18 protein-coding genes and 1 pseudogene are annotated in these 17,846 nt (G+C 66.0%); 8 read left to right on the top strand and 11 right to left on the bottom strand.

What is annotated here, in order from left to right:
• Positions 1-9: 9 nt before the first annotated feature.
• From RFM98_RS09205 to RFM98_RS09185, 5 genes and pseudogenes are all read right to left on the bottom strand, one after another.
• On the bottom strand, positions 10-417 hold the full coding sequence (locus RFM98_RS09205; protein ID WP_320308560.1) for a hypothetical protein: 408 nt from the start codon (positions 415-417) through the stop codon (positions 10-12).
• A gap of 895 nt (positions 418-1,312) precedes the next feature.
• Positions 1,313-1,405: pseudogene (locus RFM98_RS31365) on the bottom strand (winged helix-turn-helix domain-containing protein); the annotation flags it as partial.
• 193 nt (positions 1,406-1,598) lie between these two features.
• A complete protein-coding gene (locus RFM98_RS09195; RefSeq protein WP_320308558.1) occupies positions 1,599-1,832 on the bottom strand; it encodes a hypothetical protein in 234 nt (77 codons plus the stop codon).
• Positions 1,833-1,929: 97 nt separating this feature from the next.
• Positions 1,930-2,166, bottom strand: a complete 237-nt coding sequence (locus RFM98_RS09190) for a hypothetical protein (RefSeq protein ID WP_320308557.1) — start codon at positions 2,164-2,166, stop codon at positions 1,930-1,932.
• Positions 2,167-2,431: 265 nt separating this feature from the next.
• Positions 2,432-3,028 carry a DUF922 domain-containing Zn-dependent protease gene (locus tag RFM98_RS09185; RefSeq protein ID WP_320308556.1) on the bottom strand — a complete coding sequence of 199 codons (597 nt, stop codon included), beginning with the start codon at positions 3,026-3,028 and terminating at the stop codon, positions 2,432-2,434.
• 117 nt (positions 3,029-3,145) lie between these two features.
• On the opposite strand from RFM98_RS09185, the gene RFM98_RS09180 reads away from it, so the two are divergent.
• The 4 genes from RFM98_RS09180 to RFM98_RS09165 all read left to right on the top strand — a co-directional run bounded on the left by RFM98_RS09180 (position 3,146) and on the right by RFM98_RS09165 (position 5,834).
• Complete coding sequence (locus RFM98_RS09180) at positions 3,146-3,379, top strand: hypothetical protein (protein ID WP_320308555.1); 234 nt, start codon at positions 3,146-3,148, stop codon at positions 3,377-3,379.
• A gap of 92 nt (positions 3,380-3,471) precedes the next feature.
• On the top strand, positions 3,472-4,569 hold the full coding sequence (locus RFM98_RS09175; protein ID WP_320308554.1) for a flavin-containing monooxygenase: 1,098 nt from the start codon (positions 3,472-3,474) through the stop codon (positions 4,567-4,569).
• Between the two features lie 294 nt (positions 4,570-4,863).
• Positions 4,864-5,493: a glutathione S-transferase family protein gene (locus tag RFM98_RS09170; RefSeq protein WP_320308553.1), complete on the top strand. Its 630-nt coding sequence runs from the start codon at positions 4,864-4,866 to the stop codon at positions 5,491-5,493.
• A 113-nt stretch (positions 5,494-5,606) separates the two neighbouring features.
• The gene (locus tag RFM98_RS09165; protein ID WP_320308552.1) at positions 5,607-5,834 is read left to right on the top strand and encodes a hypothetical protein; all 228 of its coding nucleotides are present in this window, start codon (positions 5,607-5,609) and stop codon (positions 5,832-5,834) included.
• 252 nt (positions 5,835-6,086) lie between these two features.
• On the opposite strand, the gene RFM98_RS09160 is transcribed toward RFM98_RS09165, so the two are convergent.
• The 3 genes from RFM98_RS09160 to RFM98_RS09150 form a co-directional block, all read right to left on the bottom strand.
• Entirely contained in the window at positions 6,087-7,088 is a 1,002-nt protein-coding gene (locus RFM98_RS09160; protein WP_320308551.1) for an aldo/keto reductase, read from the bottom strand.
• Between the two features lie 66 nt (positions 7,089-7,154).
• Complete coding sequence (locus RFM98_RS09155; RefSeq protein WP_430682274.1) at positions 7,155-8,438, bottom strand: D-tagatose-bisphosphate aldolase, class II, non-catalytic subunit; 1,284 nt, start codon at positions 8,436-8,438, stop codon at positions 7,155-7,157.
• On the bottom strand, positions 8,435-9,427 hold the full coding sequence (locus RFM98_RS09150) for a tagatose kinase (RefSeq protein WP_320308550.1): 993 nt from the start codon (positions 9,425-9,427) through the stop codon (positions 8,435-8,437). Before RFM98_RS09150 ends, RFM98_RS09155 begins: the two co-directional genes overlap by 4 nt.
• Before the next feature lie 295 nt (positions 9,428-9,722).
• Between RFM98_RS09150 and RFM98_RS09145 the strand changes: the two genes are divergently transcribed.
• The 4 genes from RFM98_RS09145 to RFM98_RS09130 all read left to right on the top strand — a co-directional run bounded on the left by RFM98_RS09145 (position 9,723) and on the right by RFM98_RS09130 (position 14,283).
• Positions 9,723-11,036: an ABC transporter substrate-binding protein gene (locus tag RFM98_RS09145; RefSeq protein WP_320308591.1), complete on the top strand. Its 1,314-nt coding sequence runs from the start codon at positions 9,723-9,725 to the stop codon at positions 11,034-11,036.
• A gap of 308 nt (positions 11,037-11,344) precedes the next feature.
• Entirely contained in the window at positions 11,345-12,115 is a 771-nt protein-coding gene (locus RFM98_RS09140) for an L-iditol 2-dehydrogenase (RefSeq protein ID WP_320308549.1), read from the top strand.
• A gap of 41 nt (positions 12,116-12,156) precedes the next feature.
• A complete protein-coding gene (locus RFM98_RS09135) occupies positions 12,157-13,167 on the top strand; it encodes a zinc-dependent alcohol dehydrogenase family protein (RefSeq protein ID WP_320308590.1) in 1,011 nt (336 codons plus the stop codon).
• A 105-nt stretch (positions 13,168-13,272) separates the two neighbouring features.
• A complete protein-coding gene (locus RFM98_RS09130; protein WP_320308589.1) occupies positions 13,273-14,283 on the top strand; it encodes a LacI family DNA-binding transcriptional regulator in 1,011 nt (336 codons plus the stop codon).
• A 5-nt stretch (positions 14,284-14,288) separates the two neighbouring features.
• Here the strand turns inward: RFM98_RS09130 and RFM98_RS09125 are convergent, their stop codons facing one another.
• The 3 genes from RFM98_RS09125 to RFM98_RS09115 form a co-directional block, all read right to left on the bottom strand.
• The gene (locus RFM98_RS09125) at positions 14,289-14,786 is read right to left on the bottom strand and encodes a GNAT family N-acetyltransferase (RefSeq protein WP_320308548.1); all 498 of its coding nucleotides are present in this window, start codon (positions 14,784-14,786) and stop codon (positions 14,289-14,291) included.
• 260 nt (positions 14,787-15,046) lie between these two features.
• Positions 15,047-16,255, bottom strand: a complete 1,209-nt coding sequence (locus RFM98_RS09120; protein WP_320308547.1) for an FAD-dependent oxidoreductase — start codon at positions 16,253-16,255, stop codon at positions 15,047-15,049.
• The gene (locus RFM98_RS09115) at positions 16,252-17,778 is read right to left on the bottom strand and encodes a glucosamine inositolphosphorylceramide transferase family protein (RefSeq protein ID WP_320308546.1); all 1,527 of its coding nucleotides are present in this window, start codon (positions 17,776-17,778) and stop codon (positions 16,252-16,254) included. The genes RFM98_RS09120 and RFM98_RS09115 overlap by 4 nt, the downstream gene beginning before the upstream one ends.
• Positions 17,779-17,846 lie beyond the last annotated feature (68 nt).

Genomic DNA, 17,846 nt, shown 5'->3' with positions numbered 1-17,846 from the left:
CGGGCATGCTTAGATGGCCGTGTCCCAGCCGGCGAGCTCGAGCCCGCGACGGAGTCGTTCGCGGTCTTCTTCGCGTTCCATGCGCATGTTCCGGACGATCTGGGCGATGGTGAGGTCTGGCTCCAGGGCGCGACCTTCCGTGACGCAGGCCAGCGCCTTCCCGTGGTCGCTGGCAAATGCGTGGCATGCGGCCAGCCGCGCCCATTGCCGGGCGCCCTTGCGGGGCAGGCAGGAGAAGGACGCGGCCGCTTCCTGATACCGCCCGAGCGCCAGCAGGGCTTCGCCTCGGTCGTAATAGTACCAGGTCGGGTGCATGGGATTGAGCTGGACGGCCTTGTCGAGCAGCGCGAGCCCAGCCTCGCCGTCGCCGCGTAGGGCGCGGAAAAAAGCCGGTTTGGGCCAGCGTGTCGGCGTCATAGGGATTGAGATCGAGCGCGCGGGCGAAGTGTTTTTCGGCGGCGTCGTATTCGTCGCGGCCCCGGTAGAGCAGAATTAGCGCCAGCATGCGGTGGCACCGCGCCTCGTCGGGGCTGAGCGCGATTGCGTGCAGCGCGCGGTCCCGCGCCTGGTCGAGCACGGCGCGCGGCGCATCGGCATAGCCGCCGATGATGACATCTGCAAGCGCCAGATAGGCGTTCGCCAGGCCAGAACGAGGATCGAGCTCGATGGCTTTGAGGAAATGCTGGCGCGCATCCTGGTTGACCCGTTCGCCATAGCTGCGCAGCAGCTCCTTCCCGCGCAGGAAATGCAGATAGGCTTCGATATTGGTTGCAGCCGCGGGCAGGCCGCGCCGCATCACCGCGCTTTCGATATTGGCGACCAGCGCCGTCACGATGCGTTGCGCCAGCATCGTCTGGAAGGCGAAGATTTCGTCTTTGGGGAAGTTGAACGTCTGCGCCCAGACGCGTCGGCCCAATGCCGTCTCGGTGAGCACCACGCGGGCGCTGTAGTCCTTGTCGGCGGCCTCGACGGTGCCTTCGGCGACATAGTCGGCTCCGAGGCGCTTGGCGGTTGCCCTGACGTCCTCGCTCGAGTGAGCGGCCAGCGCGAATGCCGAATGGCGCGCAAGCACGGCAATCGTCTTGAAGTAGGAGAGCGCGTTGGTGATTTCCTCGACCGCCCCGTCGAACAGCGCCCTGGCGGTGGCGTCGGTGTGGTCGACACGGAACGGCAGGACGGCGACCATCGGTTCGGCCCCGGAAACCGGCACTTCGGCAGCCGCAGCCGGCACTGCCTGGTTGTCGGGCGCATGGAAGATATAACCTCGGCGCGAAACGGTGCTGATCAGCATCTGCGCCTCGTCGCCTATGGATTTACGGGCGTCGTGGATGGATTGGGTGAGCGAGTCTTCGGAGACGATGATCCCCGGCCAGACTGCCTGGAGCAATTCCTCCTTGCTCAGCACCCGTCCGGGATTGCGCGTCAGGAAGGCGAGCAGCTCGAAGGTCTTTGGCCGGACCGGCACGATCTGGCCGTCACGCCGGAGCGTACCCCGGTCAAGATCGAGAACCGCGCCGCCGATCCGTAGCGCCAACCCGCTGCCTCATCGCCGCGCCTCATTGCGCACCGTTCATGGGAACGGCAAATGCGGGTCGAGGTCAAGCCGGAAACAGGCGCAGGCGGGAAAAGAAGCCGAGAAGGCGAGGCCGAGGCAGGGAGTGTCCGACGGACGCGTCGGTCGATGGTCTGCTGGACGCCACCTGTTCGAGGTAGCTCAGAATCTCGTTGGTCTCGCCGAAGCATGGGCCGGCAAAGCCGGTCGAGAGGAAACGAAGCAATTCCTCTCGTGCCAGTTGGGCGGGTGGGAACGGCGCGTCAGCCTTGATGTTCATGACCAACCTCCAGGTGCTCGTCATGGTGATCGAAGCGCAAGCTTTGCGGCGACAGGGCTTATTTGTCCTGAACTGCTGCTGATATTTTGCTGAATTGCTACGGCTGCTGGCGCCAGAACGGCTTCGCCAATTCCTTCCGCACCTCGTCAGGCCGATCGCCGGTTGGAATATGGCGTATCGAGCGCCCTGAGCCCAGCTCCTCGCGGAGGCGGGCTTGCTCGTGCCACGTGGCGAAAAGGCCGAAAAGGCCGAAGACGCCGGGACGGCGCGGCAGGGTTTCTCCGGCTGGCAGATCGCAGATATCGAGCCGCACGCCGCTCTGGTATTTCTGCATCCAGGGTCGCGTCCTGTTCGCGACCGGCCGGCACCGGGAAAGCACAGCGGCGCTGCGGCTGAGCTTGCCGGATTCTCCGCACGTGTCGATCTTCCTGATGCTTGTTCATGCCACGCTGGGTGACGGCGCCGAGGCCGCTGCCCTCGCGGCCCGACTGCGCGCCAAATTCGCCCGGCTCCTCAGTCGAGGGTTTTATCTCTGGCTATCCGTCACCAATTCGCGCCGTGCGAGCCATCCGCGACGCTGCGATGTTGGCGCAGGTCCGCTAGCCCCCGCCCAGAAACGCCGCGATCAGCTTCAGCATGTTGCCATCCTTCCCGAATTCGACCTTGTCGAAGTTGCGGCTGCCCTGGCGCTGCGCCTTGGAGAGCTGGTCGAGATATTGCGTCAGCTCCGCCCTGACCTTCTTGCAGCCGGGGTCGTTCTGGGCGGTGAGGCCGGTGCTGAAGGCAATGATCTTGTCCACCATGTCGATGATGTCAGCGCCGTGCACCTTCTCATGCGCGATCAGCCCGGCGGCGAAGGCATCCCAGCGCGCCTGCAAGGCGGGGCTGAGTTTTCCCGCCGGCTTGGGCAGCGTGTAGGTGATGATCAGCCTCGGCCGCGCCGTCTTCAGCACGCAGGTCTCGCCTTGCGGCTGGTAGTCGCGCTGCCAGGTCAGCTTGAAGAAAGTATGCGCAATGACACGCCGCTCGTTGCCGGCCGTGCCGACCGCCGGCCCTTTTTCGCCGATCGAGAGATAGAGCTGCTCCGCGCTCTGGCCTGAGACGGCATAGGTCTCGATCTTCTCGATGGGCTTCCAGTCGGCGCTTGCCGGCGTGGACAGGAGCAGGGCGGCGAAGAGGAGGAGAGCGGTCTTCATGGAGCGAGCCATAGCATCGGGCCTCGTTCGGAAGAAGCCGGCCACGGATTTTCGGAACCCGCTTCACCCGTCAGCCGTTTGCTTGAGCAATCATTCCTGCCGACGGGGGAGGAGAAGATGACCCGCAACGACATCATTTCCGTGCTTGGACCGGTCGACGAGGCCGTCATCGCCGACATCGCGCTCACCGGTGCCAGTCTTGAAGAGCTGCGCGAGGCCTTCGCCTGGATCGGCGCCGACGAGGCGCTGGTCAATGAAGGCCACGCCATGCCCGGCACCCGCGTGGCGAAACTGATCGAGATCCTCGAACCGCCCGAGGACGAGCCCGAGGCGCCGCGCGCGATGGAGTAGCGCCGCGCCGCCTCGCTGTAGGTGTTTTCACCCACTTGTCCCTTGCACACCTCCCGTCATAGTTTTTGCCGCTTTGGCGGGAGGAAAGGCGTTTGGACACCAATGTCGTCATTGTCGGCGCCGGCCCGGCTGGGCTCGCCGCCGCCGCCTGCCTGAAACAGGCGGGGCAGGACTTCGTAATCCTCGAAAAGGCCAATGAGGTGGCACCGTCCTGGCGGCGGCATTACCGGCGGCTGCATCTGCACACGGTGAAATCCTTCTCCTCGCTGCCTTTCGCGCCGTTCCCGAAAACTCACCCCCGTTATGTGCCGCGCGAGAAGGTGGTCGATTATCTCGATGCCTATGCCGAGCGCTTCGGGCTGAAGCCGCGCTTCGGCGTCACGGTGAAATCCATCCGCCGCGAGGGCGGGAAACTCCTGGTCGAGACCGATGCTGGTCCTTTCAACGCCCGCAAGGTGGTCATCGCCACCGGCAACAATGCCCAGCCGATCACGCCGGCCTTCCCAGGCATCGAGGCCTTCAAGGGCAAGGTGCTGCACAGCGCCGCCTACACCGAGGCAGCACCCTATGCCGGCAAGGATGTGCTGGTCATCGGCATGGGCAATACAGGCGCCGAGATCGCGCTCGACCTTGCCGAAAGCGGCGCCAGGCCCACCATCTCGGTGCGCAAGGGTGTCCACATCGTGCCGCGCCAACTCTTCGGCGTGCCGATCCAGATGGTTGGCATCGCCAGCCGGACGATGCCGCAGGCGCTCAACGACTGGATGTTCCCGAAAATCCTCGACCTGGCGCTGGGCCGTCTGGAGAAATACGGCATCGTGCGCCCGAGAGAGGGCATCCTCGCCCAGATCGATGCGGGACGCATTCCGATGATCGATATCGGCACGGTGGCGGCGATCAAGGCCGGCCGGATCGGCATTGCGCCCGATATCGCAAGCTTCACCGCGGATGGCGTGAAATTCGCCGACGGCGTGGAGAAGAAATTCGACGCGGTGATTTTCGCCACCGGCTACCGTCCGGCCTATGACGGCTTCCTGCCGTCGGAGCTTTGGCCGGGCAAGAGCGGCGTGAACGCCCGCGCGACCGAGCTCGGCGTCTATCTCGTCGGCTTCTACAATCCGGTCACCGGCCTGCTGCGCGAGATCGGCATCGAAGCGCAGGCGGTGGCGAGGGATATTGCGGGGCGGTGAGGGTTCACGAAGGTGCCGTAGGTCGAGCTCCGTCACACCCCCCTCTGGCCTGCCGGCCATCTCCCCCGCAAGGGGGGAGATCAGATGTCGCGCCGGCCTTCGCCAATCTCCAACGAGGGAGAATGGGAGCCGGCCTGCGAACCGCCAATCTCCCCCCTTGCGGGGGAGATGCCCGGCAGGGCAGAGGGGGGTGCCTCGCGCCGACTTCTGGGTGTTGGTATCACGAATGCCTGAATCGGGTGGCGCATTCCACCACCCCATGCGAAGCATTCCTAGCCAATTGAGGGACCGGCCATGCTCACGCTCTACGATTACCTACCGTCGCAAAATGCCTGGAAAATTCGCGTCCTGCTCGGCCTGCTCGGCGTGGCCTATGAAACCCGCATGGTCTCGATCTTCGAGGGCGAGAGCCACACGGAGGCCTTCCTGAAGCTCAACCCGGCGGGCGCCGTTCCGGTGCTCGCCGTGGAGAATGGCCAGGCGATCGCAGAGTCCAACGCGATCCTCGTCTGCGTCGCGGAGGGCACGCCCTACCTGCCGTCGGACCGGCTTCTTCGCGCCAAGGTGATGCAGTGGCTGTTCTTCGAGCAGTATTATGTCGAGCCGGTCATCGGCTCGCTGCGCTTCTGGACGCTGACCGGTCGGCTGGAGCGCAACCAGGCGCTGGTTGCCGGCAAGCGCGAGGCGGGCGTGCGGGCACTTGGCGCGCTGGAGCGCAGCTTGGCCGACACGCAATTCCTGGTCGGCAATGCGCTCACCATCGCCGACATCGCCGTCTATGCCTACGGCCACCGCGCCGAGGATTGCGGGTTCTCGCTTGCCGATTATCCGGCAGTAGGCACTTGGATCGACCGTGTGAGCGCAGCGATCGGCCCGGGCTATCCGGTGCATCCCTACAGCATCGATCCGCATTCGGGCGGGTGAACCGCCGGAACACAGCCGCGGGCAGGGCGTTTTCCAATGGCAGTGTGCCGGGCGTCACCTCAAACGGCTGGCCCTTCCGCGCTGCGTTCCAACCGGAGCAATGGAGATCCGCCATGGTTCGCACCATCGCCATCGCAATCCTCGCCGCCGGCGTCATGAGCCTGCCTGCCATGGCGGCCGAGCAATACTGGGTCGCCAGGGATGCGGTCTCGAAGCAATGCGAGATCGTGCCGAAGAAGCCCGACGGCACGCTCGTCGTCGATCTCGGCAAGAAGAAGTATGCCAGCGAGGGAGAGGCCAGGAAGGCGATGGAGGCGATGACGGATTGCAAGAAGAAATAGGTTGCGGCGCGACAGGTGAGGGCAATTCCTAAGATTGCCAAGTCGCGTTCCTTCGCACCCCCCTCTGGCCTGCCGGCCATCTCCCCCGCAAGGGGGGAGATCAGATGTCACGCCGGCCTTCGCCAAACTCAACTTGGGAGGACAGCGCCGGCGTTCGAGCCGCCAATCTCCCCCCTTGCGGGGGAGATGCCCGGCAGGGCAGAGGGGGGTGCCTCGCGCCGGCGTTTTCAGCTAGCTCAGTAGTGCGATTGCCTACCGGTCCACCAGCGACATCGTGCGCTCGTTATACCGCGGCCCCGACACCTTGTCGGGCGTCAGCGCCATGTCGAGCCCCAGCATCTCGGTGGCGTCGAGCGTGATATCCGCTGCCGCGACGTTCTCTTCCAGATAGGTCCGGCGCTTGGTGCCGGGGATCGGCACGATGTCGATGCCGAAATCCGGACCCTTGGCCAGCAGCCAGGCGATGGCGACCTGGCCGGGCTTGACGCCTTTTGCCGCGGCGACGTCGCGCACAGTGGCGGCCGCGGCGACGTTCAAGTCGAAATTCTCGCCCTGGTAGCGCGGGTCGCCGCGGCGGAAATCGCCCTCCGGATAGTCTTCCGCGCGCCTGACGTCGCCGGCGAGGAAGCCGCGGCCGAGCGGGGCGAACGGCACCAGGCCGATGCCCAGCTCCTTCAGCGCCGGGATGATCTCCGGTTCGAGGTTGCGCTCCCACAGCGAATATTCGCTCTGCAGCGCCGAGACCGGATGGACGGCATGCGCGCGGCGGATGTTGGCAATGCCCGCTTCCGACAGGCCGAAGAAGCGAACCTTGCCCTCGGTGACCAACTCGCCGACCGTGCCCGCGACATCCTCCATCGGCACGGCGGGGTCGACGCGATGCTGATAGAGCAGGTCGATATGGTCGGTGCCGAGCCGCTGCAGCGAGGCGTCGACCACCTCGCGTATGTGCTCGGGCCGGCTGTCGAGGCCGGCCTGCTTGCCGTCGGCGATGCGGAAGCCGAACTTCGTCGCGATCGTCACCTGATCGCGCCGGCCCTTCAGCGCGCGGCCGAGCAGCTCCTCGTTGACGAAGGGCCCGTAGACCTCGGCCGTGTCGAGAAAGCTGCAGCCGAGCTCGATCGCCCGGTGGATCGTCGCGACCGACTCCGCCTCGTCGGCCGGCCCGTAGGCCTGGCTCATGCCCATGCAGCCGAGGCCGATCGCCGAGACTTCGAGCCCCTGGCCGCCGAGTTTCTGTTTGCCGAGGCTCATGCGTCTTGCTCCGCCCGAATTTTCGATCCGGCTAAATTATAGGGCCGGAAGCGCAAGCGTCCAGCGTCAGGCGGGGTGGCAAGCGGCGCCATAATCGGCAAGCACGCGATCGATGGCGGCGAGCAGGATCGCCTCGGGATTGCCGACTGCGCCGAGCTCCCCCGGCAATGTCGGCAGGAATTGCCGCATCAGCGTTTCGGGAATGGCGACGCCATTTAGCGCTTCGCGCAGGCGCGCGACCGCGACGCTGGCCGCGGGGTTGCTCCAGTAATAGCGGATGCGGTCGCTGTAGCTGTAATGCCGCTGCAGATAGAGGCGCTTTTCGTTGCCGTGGTAGTGGCTGCGCCAATGACCGGGCGCCGACAGCATCAGCGTTTCCATCGCTCTGGCAAGCGAGCGCTCGCCATAACCGGCGACCATCTCCGTCGCCACAAGGTCGAGCCCGTAGAGCGCCTCGCGCAGCGCGAATGTCAGCCCCGGCCCCACTTTAAGGATGGGAAAGCCGTTGGCGACCAGCGCCGTCAGCGCCGCGCGGCTCTGATAGTCGGTCGAATGCGCCTCGTAGACGAGGGACACTTCGCTATCGAGCAATCGGGTCAGCGGCTTCGAGGCTTCCGGCCTGTAGGCGACGACGTTCTCGCTGCCGAATTCGACGCCCGGCTGCACGACCACGGCGATGACACGGCCGAACGCTTCCTCCAGCTGCTCGCGGGCAAATATCTCGCGATGGATGTCGATGGTGCGGCGCGCGGCGGTCGCCTCCGTAGGCTTCAGGTCGCTGATGGCATGGTCGGCGCCGCCGGGCACCGGCACCTCGGTGCCGATGATGTAGACCGGCGCAGCACCGCCGCGCGAGCGCGCCGCCTTTTCCACCGCCTTGGCCAGCCTCGCGGCACGCGTGGCGATGGTCTCGTCGTCGAGTGCCGCCGGCTCGCCGGCGCAGCCCATCGAGGCGTCGAGATGGATCTTGCTGAAGCCGGCCCAGACATAGGCCGTCACCATAGCCTCGGCCTTGCTCATCGCTTGCGCGGCCGGCTCGGCCTTCCACGGATTCGGCCCAAGATGGTCGCCGCCGAAGATGATGCGCGAGGCATCCAGCCCATCGCGGCTGGCGATTTCCAGCACGAAGGCGACGAACAGGTCAGGCGTCATGCCCGTGTAGCCGCCGAACTGGTTGACCTGGTTGCAGGTCGCCTCGATCAAAAGCACCGCGTCCTGGTCGGCGACCGCGCGCCTGATCGCTGCCTGGATGACCAGCGGATGGGCCGAGCAGACCGAAGTGATGCCGTAGGGCTTTCCGTTGCGGCGCGCGGCGGCGAGGCCTTGAAGCGGATTGGTCGTCATCGTCATTTCGCCCGGTCCGTGCCGGCCCGGTCTGTCCCAAGAATGAAGCGGTCGAGCGCGTCGAAGCCGGCGAGACCCTCCATCGGCCCGAGCCGCGTGACGTTGAGGGCGCCGGCGGCATTGGCGTAGAGCAGCGCCTTGCCGGGCTCGATGCCTTTGCGCCGGCAGGTCAGGTAGGTCGCGCCGAAACAGTCGCCGGCGCCGGTCGGGTCGACCTCCTCGACCAGGAAGCCGGCGCAGTCGGTGCGGCTGCCGTCGGCGCCGAAGCGGGTCGAGCCGGCAGCACCCCGCTTCAGCACGATCTCGCCGACACCGCGCGCGATGAGCGCCGCCACGGCCTGCCGCTCGTCCTCGACGTCGGCCGTCGCAAGCAGTTCGTCGCCGGAGGGCAACAAGAGGTCGGCATCGTCGACCAGCGCGGCGAAATGGGCGCCGTCGGCGCCGTCGATCAGCTCCTTGCGCACATTCGGGTCGAACGAGGTCGAGCCGCCGCGGGCGCGCACCGCCTTCGCGGCATAGGCAACGATCTCCTTCAGCCCGGCAATCGACAGCGCCGAGCCCATCACATGCAAATGGCCGGCGCCGTCGGCCAGCCGTCGTGCTTCGGATGTCAGGCTGATGCGGCCGGCGGCGGATTCGGCAATGTTGTAGACGAAGTCGCGGCCGCCGTCGGGTCTGTAGCGCACGAAGGCGCTGCCCGTCGGATAGCGGTCGCTGACCGAGACGGCCGAGACGTCGACGCCGTCGCGGCGCAGCCGTTCGAGGTTGATGGTCCCGAAATCGTCGCCGCCGACGCAGGCGATGATGCCGGCGCCGCCGCCAAGTCTGGCCACCTGGTCGATGAAGATGGCGGGCGCGCCGCTCGGGTAAGGGCCGGTCAGAGCCAGCGGCTCAAGGAAGCCGAGGCCGCGCTCGCTCGCCATGATCTCGACCAGGATCTCGCCGGCGACGATCGTCGGCCCGGTCGCTTCGACAGCGATCTCGCCTCGGTTCATTCCTGGAATCCCTTCTCCCTCGGCCGGACCGTCGCCGGTGCGCGGCAGTCCACGATAGCGCCGGACTCCGATCGAGGTAAATCGCGGCGACGGAGATGTCAACACAAACTATACGTATGTTCACTTTTTGAAATGCGCCTGATGGCTTTCACTCTGTGCAGAGGAGGGATCGTTTCAGGGATTGGCGACAAACGCCTGCACAAATGGGGCTTGACTGCAGGTCGCGTGCCGCAATAGAATATGCACGCATGTTCAGTTTTGCATGCGCATTCGTAAAGGAGGAGACGGAATGCCAATGCGTAGGCTTATGGGAATTCTCGCCGCGGCCACTGCCGCCTCGGCGCTTATGGCGGGCGCTGCGCTCGCCGAGGAAATCACTGTCGCCACCGTCAACAATGGCGACATGATCATCATGCAGAAACTGGCGCCGGAGTGGGAAAAGGCGACCGGCAACAAGGTCAACTGGGTGGTGCTGGAAGAGAACGTGCTGCGCGAGCGCGTCACCACCGACATCGCGACCAAGGGCGGCCAGTTCGACGTCATGACCATCGGCGGCTACGAGACGCCGATCTGGGGCAAGGCCGGCTGGCTGACGCCGCTCAACGACCTCGGCGCCGACTATGACTATGACGACCTGATCGCGCCGGTGCGCAGCGGCTTGACCGTCGACGGCAACCTCTATGCCGTGCCGTTCTATGCCGAGAGCTCGTTCACGCTATACCGCAAGGACCTGTTCGACGCCGCCGGGCTGAAGATGCCGGAGCAGCCGACCTACGACCAGATCACCGAATTCGCCGGCAAGCTCACCGACAAGTCGAAGGAGCAGTATGGGCTATGCCTGCGCGGTAAGCCGGGCTGGGGCGAGAACATGGCCTTTGTCGGCACGCTGGTGAATACCTTCGGCGGCCGCTGGTTCGACATGGACTGGAAGCCCCAGCTCAATTCCGACGCGTGGAAGAAGGCGATCGGCTGGTATGTCGACACGATGAAGAAGGACGGACCTCCGGGCATCAGCTCGAACGGCTTCAACGAGAACCAGACGCTGTTTGCCTCCGGCCATTGCGCCATGTGGATCGACGCCACCTCCGCCGCCGGCCGCGTCTATGATCCGAAGCAGAGCAAGGTCGCCGACAAGGTCGCCTTCGCCAAGGCGCCGGTCGCGGTCACGCCCAACGGGTCGGCTTGGGGCTGGGCCTGGAGCCTCGCCATCCCGACCTCGACCAAGAAGGCGGATACGGCGAAGTCCTTCGTGAAGTGGGCGACCTCGAAAGCCTATGTCCAGCGCGTCGGCGAGACCGCGGGCTGGGTCGCGGCGCCGCCGGGAACGCGCAAGTCCACCTATGCCAGCGCGGACTACCAGAAGGCAGCACCCTTCGCGGCGACCGTGCTGGCCGCGATCGAATCCGCCGATCCGACCAAGCAGACCAAGGACCCGGTGCCCTATACCGGCATCCAGTTCGTCGCCATCCCTGAATTCCAGGGCATCGGCACGCAGGTCGGCCAGGCGATCGCCGCGGCGGTCACCGGCGAGCAGTCGGTGGACGACGCGCTGAACGGCGTCCAGGCCTCCGTCGAGAACACGATGAAGGAGGCGGGCTACATCAAATAGACAGGCCCGGACAAGGCAAGCCGGGGAGCTGAACGTGCGCTGCCTCCCGGCCATCCGGCCCATCGCAGAACTCCCTTGCGATCGGCCGGAGGATGCGCGGATCCGCCTAAGCAATTCCAGGAAAAGTGCGCTGCGGTTTTCCGTCCGGAATTGCGTGCTCGAAAGTGCGCAATTCGCGGCAAAGCGTAAGCGGTTTTCCGTTTAGGGTTGCGTGAGCAAAGGTGGATCCGTGCGTTCCTCGTGAGCGGACCGGGTGACTGTCTGCGCCCGACAAACATTTTCGAAACGCGGAAGAATCGGAACCTGTAATGAAGCTGAAGGACAAAACTGCCCTGATCACCGGGGGCGCGCGCGGCATCGGCCTCGGTTTTGCGCAGGCCTTTATACGCGAAGGCGCGCGCGTGGTGATCGCCGACATCGACATCGAGCGCGCGACAGGGGCGGCGGCCGAGATCGGTCCTGCCGCCAGCGCCAAAAAGCTGGATGTCACCGATCTCGCCGCCATCGAGAGTGTCGCAACCGAGGTCGACCGCGAATTCGGCGGCATCGACATCCTGGTCAACAACGCGGCGATCTTCGACATGGCGCCGATCACCGACATCACCGAACAAAGCTACGAGCGCGTCTTCGACATCAATCTGAAGGGGCCGCTGTTCATGATGAAGGCGGTGGCCAATCTGATGATCGCGCGCGGCCGTGGCGGCAAGATCATCAACATGGCGAGCCAGGCCGGCCGTCGCGGCGAGGCGCTGGTGACGCTCTACTGCGCCTCCAAGGCGGCGATTATTTCGGCGACGCAATCGGCCGCACTTGCGCTGGTCAAGCACGGCATCAACGTCAACGCCATTGCGCCCGGCGTTGTCGACGGCGAGCATTGGGAGGTGGTCGACGCCCATTTCGCCCGCTGGGAAGGCCTGAAGCCCGGCGAGAAGAAGGCCGCGGTGGCGAAGTCCGTGCCGATCGGCCGCTTTGCGCAGCCCCAGGACATTGCCGGGCTGGCCGTGTTCCTGGCCTCGTCCGACAGCGATTACATCCTTGCCCAGACCTACAATGTCGACGGCGGCAACTGGATGAGCTGAGGCGTTCATCGGCCACGGGTTAGAGGGAGATGACGATGACAATGAAGGCCATCCGATTTGCCGCCGCTGGCGTTGCCGGCATGGCGGAGCTCGATATGCCAGCGATCAGGCCCGGCCACGCTCTGCTACGGGTGCGCGCGGCGGGGCTTTGCCACACCGACATCGATGTGCTGCACGGCCGCTACGGTTCGGGCGCGTTCCCGCTGGTGCCTGGCCATGAATATGCCGGCACGATCGAGGCTGTCGCCGAGGATGTGACGGCGGTGAAGCCGGGCGATCGCGTCGCCGTCGATCCCAACATCCCCTGCGGGCATTGCCCTGCCTGCGCCAAAGGCCTGACCAACCTCTGCACCACGCTGAAAGCCTATGGCGTGACCGAAAATGGCGGCTTTGCCGAATACAGCCTCGTCGCCGTCGATCATCTCCACGCCATCGGCGATCTCGCTTTCGAGACGGCAGCGCTCGCCGAGCCGCTCGCCTGTGTGCTCAACGGCCTTGGCGCGGCCGGGGTAGGGGCTGGGAGTCACGTGCCCGGCAATGCCCTCGTCTTCGGCGCCGGGCCGATCGGCCTGCTGATGGCCCTGTCGCTCAAGGCCAGCGGCGTGGCGAAGGTCGCAGTGGCCGACATCAGCGAACCGCGCCTCGCCTTCGCCGCCTCGCTCGGGCTGGAGCCGCTGGTGTCTGGTTCGAAGGACCTGGCGGGGCGGGCGAAAAGTTTCGATTTCGTCGCCGACGCCACCGGTGTCGCCACGGTGGTCGAAGGCATGATCGGTCTCACCGCCGATGGCGGCACCGCGCTGATCTTCGGCGTCTGCGCGCCCGACGCCCGGATCGCGGTCGCGCCATTCGAGATCTTCCGACGCCAGATCAGGCTAGCCGGCTCGCATTCGCTGAACCGCAATATTCCGCAGGCGCTGGAGATATTGCGCCGCGACGACGGCACCATGGCGAAGCTGGTCAGCCACCGGTTGCCGCTCGGCGAGGTGCTGCCGTTCTTCGCCAAAGGCGGCAGTCCGGCGACGATGAAGGTTCAGTTCTCGGCCGAGGCTTGAGCGGGAGAGCACGATTGCCCGCCTTTGCGCCAAGCGGTGACTCAAGTAGACAGTCGTGACGGCGGTACCGACAGGGGCAGAAGGATGGCAAAGACGATCAGGACGATGGAGGATTTTTCCGCCTTTGTCGGCCTGTCCCGCACCACGGTCTCGAAATACTTCAACGATCCGGGTTCGGTGCGGCAGAACACGCGCAGCGTCATCGAAGCGGCGCTGAAGAAGTCCGACTTCCGCCCCAGTATGTTCGCGGTCAACCTGAACCGCCGCCGCTCCAACATCCTCGGCGTCATCGTCCCGAATTCGACCGACCCGTTCTACATGGCGCTCACGCGCCGCATTGAGTTGATCGCCAACGAGGCCGGCTTCCTGGCCTTCGTGCTGTCCTCCGACGGCCGCGCCGAGATGGAGGATCAGGCGATCCAGACCTTCCGGTCGATGAACATCGCCGGCGCCATCATCGCGCCGCTCGGCGTGCGCTCGCATCACCGCGTGCTTGCCGAGCTTGGCTCGTCGATCCCGCTGATCTATGTCGACTCGCCGCTCGACGAGACCTCATCCTTCGTAGGCACCGACAACCGGCAGAGTTTCCGGCTGATCGTCGACTATCTCTGCCGCTCCGGCGAGCCGCCCTGCTACTTCGCCATGCCGCTGGTCAACAACAACGCCTCGGCCAGGCAGGAGGCTTATGTCGAGGCCATGCGCGAGTTCAAGATGAAGCCGTCGATAGTGGCGGTCGAGGAAACCGGCTCCTGGGACTTCGAGAAGTTCGGCCATGACGAGGCGCTGCGCATCCTGAAGGGGCAGGGGTTCCCGACCGGAACCGTGCTGTGCGCCAACGACCGCATCGCCTTTGGCGTCATCAGCGCCGCCTACGCGCTTGGCCTCAAGGTCGGCCACGGCGCCGACTGCGACCTGCGCGTCGCCGGCCATGACGATCATCCTTTGTCGCGCTACGCCTGCCCGCCGATCACCACGGTGGCGCAGAACTACAACGAGATCGGCCGCCTGGCGATCGAGCTGTTGCTGCAGCGCCTGGACGAAAAAGCCCCGGCCGCCAAGCGCGACAACGCGCGCGTCCTGCTCAACGCCGAATTGATGCTGCGCCGCTCGGCTTGACGCCCTCAAGCCCTCGGCAGCATGCGGCGCATGATCAGCGAGGCATGTCCGCCGACACCATGCGCGGCCTCCCGGCGCTCGACCACCTCGAAGCCGTGCTTGCGGTAGAAGGCAATCGCCCGGTCGTTGCCTTCGATCACCTCCAGCGCGATGCTGGGGATGCCGGCATGCGCCGCAAGCACAGCGTGCAGCAGGTCGACCGCCAGATCGCTGCCGAACGCCTGCGGCTCGATGTGGAGCCGGTCCAGCATGACGTCGCCTTTTCCATCCATCGCCGCCATGGCGTAGCCGGCGATCGAGCCGTCGGCGCGTTCGGCGACGAAGGACATCTTGTCCTCGTCGTCGAGCTCGGTCGCGAGTTTGTCCGGCGCATGCTTCTCGTCGGAAAGCCGGGCCACGGTCTCGTCGCCCATGATCGGCGCATAGGTCCGCTGCCAGGAAGCCCCGAGCAAGCGCGACACATCGGCCAGGTCGTCCCGCGTCATTGCCCGGATATGCGTCATTCTCGCGGTCCTCGTTGGAATCCCAAAGATAGGGCGAAGCGACCGATCCAGCCAATCTCGGCGTTCGAAAGCTTGGGTTCCTCGCCCCCGCCAGAGGCGGGGGGCCCGAAGGACGGGCGAGACCCGTGGTTCGCCCCGGCACGGTGGCCGCGAAGCGGACGGAGAGGGGGGCGTTCGTAGGGCGCTCCCCGCTCCGTCTCGGCTTCGCCGAGCCACCTCTCCCCCACTATTCGTGGGGGCGAGGAAAAGCTTGGTTTTCCTTACGCCATGCTTGGCGCCGGCAACTCTTCGCGGCGGCGCATCTTGCGGCCGAGGATCATCAACTGGCGCGCGGTGTTGTTGCGCAGGCGGCGCAGCCGCCATTCGAGCCCGGTTTCGGTGTTGATCCGCCTGGCATAGATGCTGGCGCGCATGGCTCTGGCGTCGGCGGCGATCTTGATCGGATCGTCGTAGAAGGCGCAGATCTTGTCGGCCGCCATGCCGGGCGTCTCGAGCCAGGCGGGAATATGCGTCGAGGTGAGGCAATCGACATCGGTAAGCACCCGGTGGATGCCGTCGCCTTGCGCCGGGCAGGTCGTGGCGAACGCATCGCCGATGAAGACGACGCCGTCGCGGCGATGGCCCTGCGTCGTCGTCAGGCTGACCTGCCTTACTTCGACCTCGCTGGCGACGGCGAAGCTGCCGCATCGCCGGGCGATCTCCGGCATCAGCTCCAGCAGCATCTTTTGCGGGTTTTCGCGGAACGCCCGCACCCACGGATCGGCGACGGTCCGGTAGATGAACATGTTCGCCCGCATCCGCTCGCCGATCCTGAAGATGGTAAGGAAGGCAATGCGGTCGGCGACCCGCCTGCCGTAGAAGGTGAGGGACTGGAGGCCGAATTCCCGCGGCGTGATCGCGAGGTCGAACCCCAACGTCAGCGAATGCGCCTTCGATTCCTCGACGCGCTCGACGCCGATGGCGCGCCGCACCGCCTCGCTGTAGCCGGTGGCCACCACCAGCAGGCGGGCATCGATGACGGAGCCGTCGGTGAGCACCAGGCGCTGACCGTCCGGTCCGGTCGATACCTCGGCGACCTTGCCTACCGTCAGCGGCACTTGCGGCGGCAGCGCCGCGCGCAGGCCGTTGACCAGCGGCGTGTAGGAAAAGGCGAACTCTGAATCCTGCTTGCGCTCGAACAACTGGCCGAAGCGGAAGACATGGAGGTCGGTCATCGGCGTGGCGAGAGACCTGAAAACGGGGCCGAGGCCGAGCTTCTCGAACAGCCCCATCTGCTCCGCTCGGGTTTTCTCGGCCCGGAATTCGTCATGGTGGATACGGTGCGGATCGATCAGCGCTATCTTGCGGCCCGCCTTGGCGAGCGAGGTCGCCAGCACGGTGCCGGCGAGTCCGGCGCCGACGATCGCCACGTCGACCTCGGTCCGGCCGGCCGGCACGGCGGGCGTTTCGCGGTCCTCTGCGATGCTCATTTCCTATCTCCACGGCCTGCAGTCATGGCGTCCTGCTGCTTCTTCCAGCGCGGCGCCATTGCCGAACCATCTATGAATTCCAGTCCGCCCGCTTCGTTGAGCGTATGCAGCTTGCGGCCGGCCCAGCCGGCGCCTGGGTTGAGGGTCGTCTCTACGACCTGTTCCATCCCGCTCTCGTCGAGTTGCGTGACGCGCGCGATGCCGAGCGCGGCGCCATAGCTCCTGCGGCAATCCTGCACCGGACGCAGCAGGTGGCCACCGCGGCTGACCATGCGGCCCGCCGGCCGCGCCGAGGCGACATCGATCAGCAACGGGTTCTTCGGATGGGCCGTCCATGGCCCGCGGAAATCCGGCGCCGACCAGAGATGGAGCTGGTCCGAGAAGGCGCCGCCGCCGTCGCGCACGGTGGCGAACATCCACCAGCGCCCGCCATGCTCGACAAGCGTGGCGTCGCTGGCGACGACGTCCGACAAAAGCGTCGCCTCCTTCACCCAGCCGCTCGGGAAAGCGGTGGCGCGGTAGAGGTCGACCGTACGGTTGGCCGAGCTCTCCGGCACCATCCACATCTCGCCGTCGCGCTCGAACACGAAGGGGTAGGAGAGGTGATAGGGCAATTCCAGCACCGGCTTCGGGGTGCCTTCCGGTCCGTCCGGACCGAAAGCCACCGCCGAAAGGATCGCCTTGCCGGTGCGGTGGATATAGTCCTCGACGAACAGCGTCACCTGGCCGCGATAAAGCACGGGGAACGGGTCGGCGTAGAAGCGGCTGCCGTCGTCCGGCAGATCGCGCCAGCCCGATTGCGGATGGGCGCGCAGATCGTAAAGATCCTTGCCCCCGGTCTGGCGCCAGCCGACCCGCCAGTGCGGGGCGTTGTAGCACAGATGATAGATCTGCTGGACGATGCGCCGCGCCGTCGCCTTGGCCGCCCGCACGCCGAGTTTCGTGGCCGACGGCATCGCCGGCGGCGGCGCCTCGGATGACGGTTCTGGCAGCACCGGAAGCGACGAGCGCGCGGCGCCGTTGACCGCCGCGACGATCATGCTGGCGCTGCGCGCCAGCATGTCCTGGAAGGATGCCAGCGCAATGCCGTGATATTCGGTGCCGAGCCGTGCCTCGGCGACCGTCGCGCCGTTCTGTTCGAGGCGGGCAAGCGGGGTGCGGCCGGCAAGGATCAGCGCAAGCACGGCCTCCTCGCCGCAGACGCCGTCATAGGCGAGCCGCCAGACCCGTTTGCCTGACGGCTCGACATCGCCGATGAGATCGATGGTGAGATCGGCCGGCTCGGACGGTCTCGGATAGCCGGCCAGTGTCGAAAGTGGCATACGCTTGGCCGTCCCATTGGTGGGCAGGCGGTGGATCAGCGTCTCAAGCTGGAACAGTGCTTCGGCCGGGCGCGGCACACCGCCCGCCGCCGGACGCGCGTCGACGGAAAGCTCGACGCCGGGCAGCAGCGCCAGCCGCTCGGCCAGCGCGACATGGAAAGCGCGCACGCAATCGCCGTTGAGACGCAGGTTCAGGCGCATGGCCGGCACCCGGGCGACCCACGTCCGGAGCTGGCAGGCAGGCCCGCCAGGTCAAGTTCCCGCCGCAT

This window comes from Mesorhizobium australafricanum (assembly GCF_033977265.1).
Classification (GTDB): domain Bacteria; phylum Pseudomonadota; class Alphaproteobacteria; order Rhizobiales; family Rhizobiaceae; genus Mesorhizobium; species Mesorhizobium australafricanum.
This window is presented reverse-complemented; position numbering and strand designations above follow the sequence as displayed.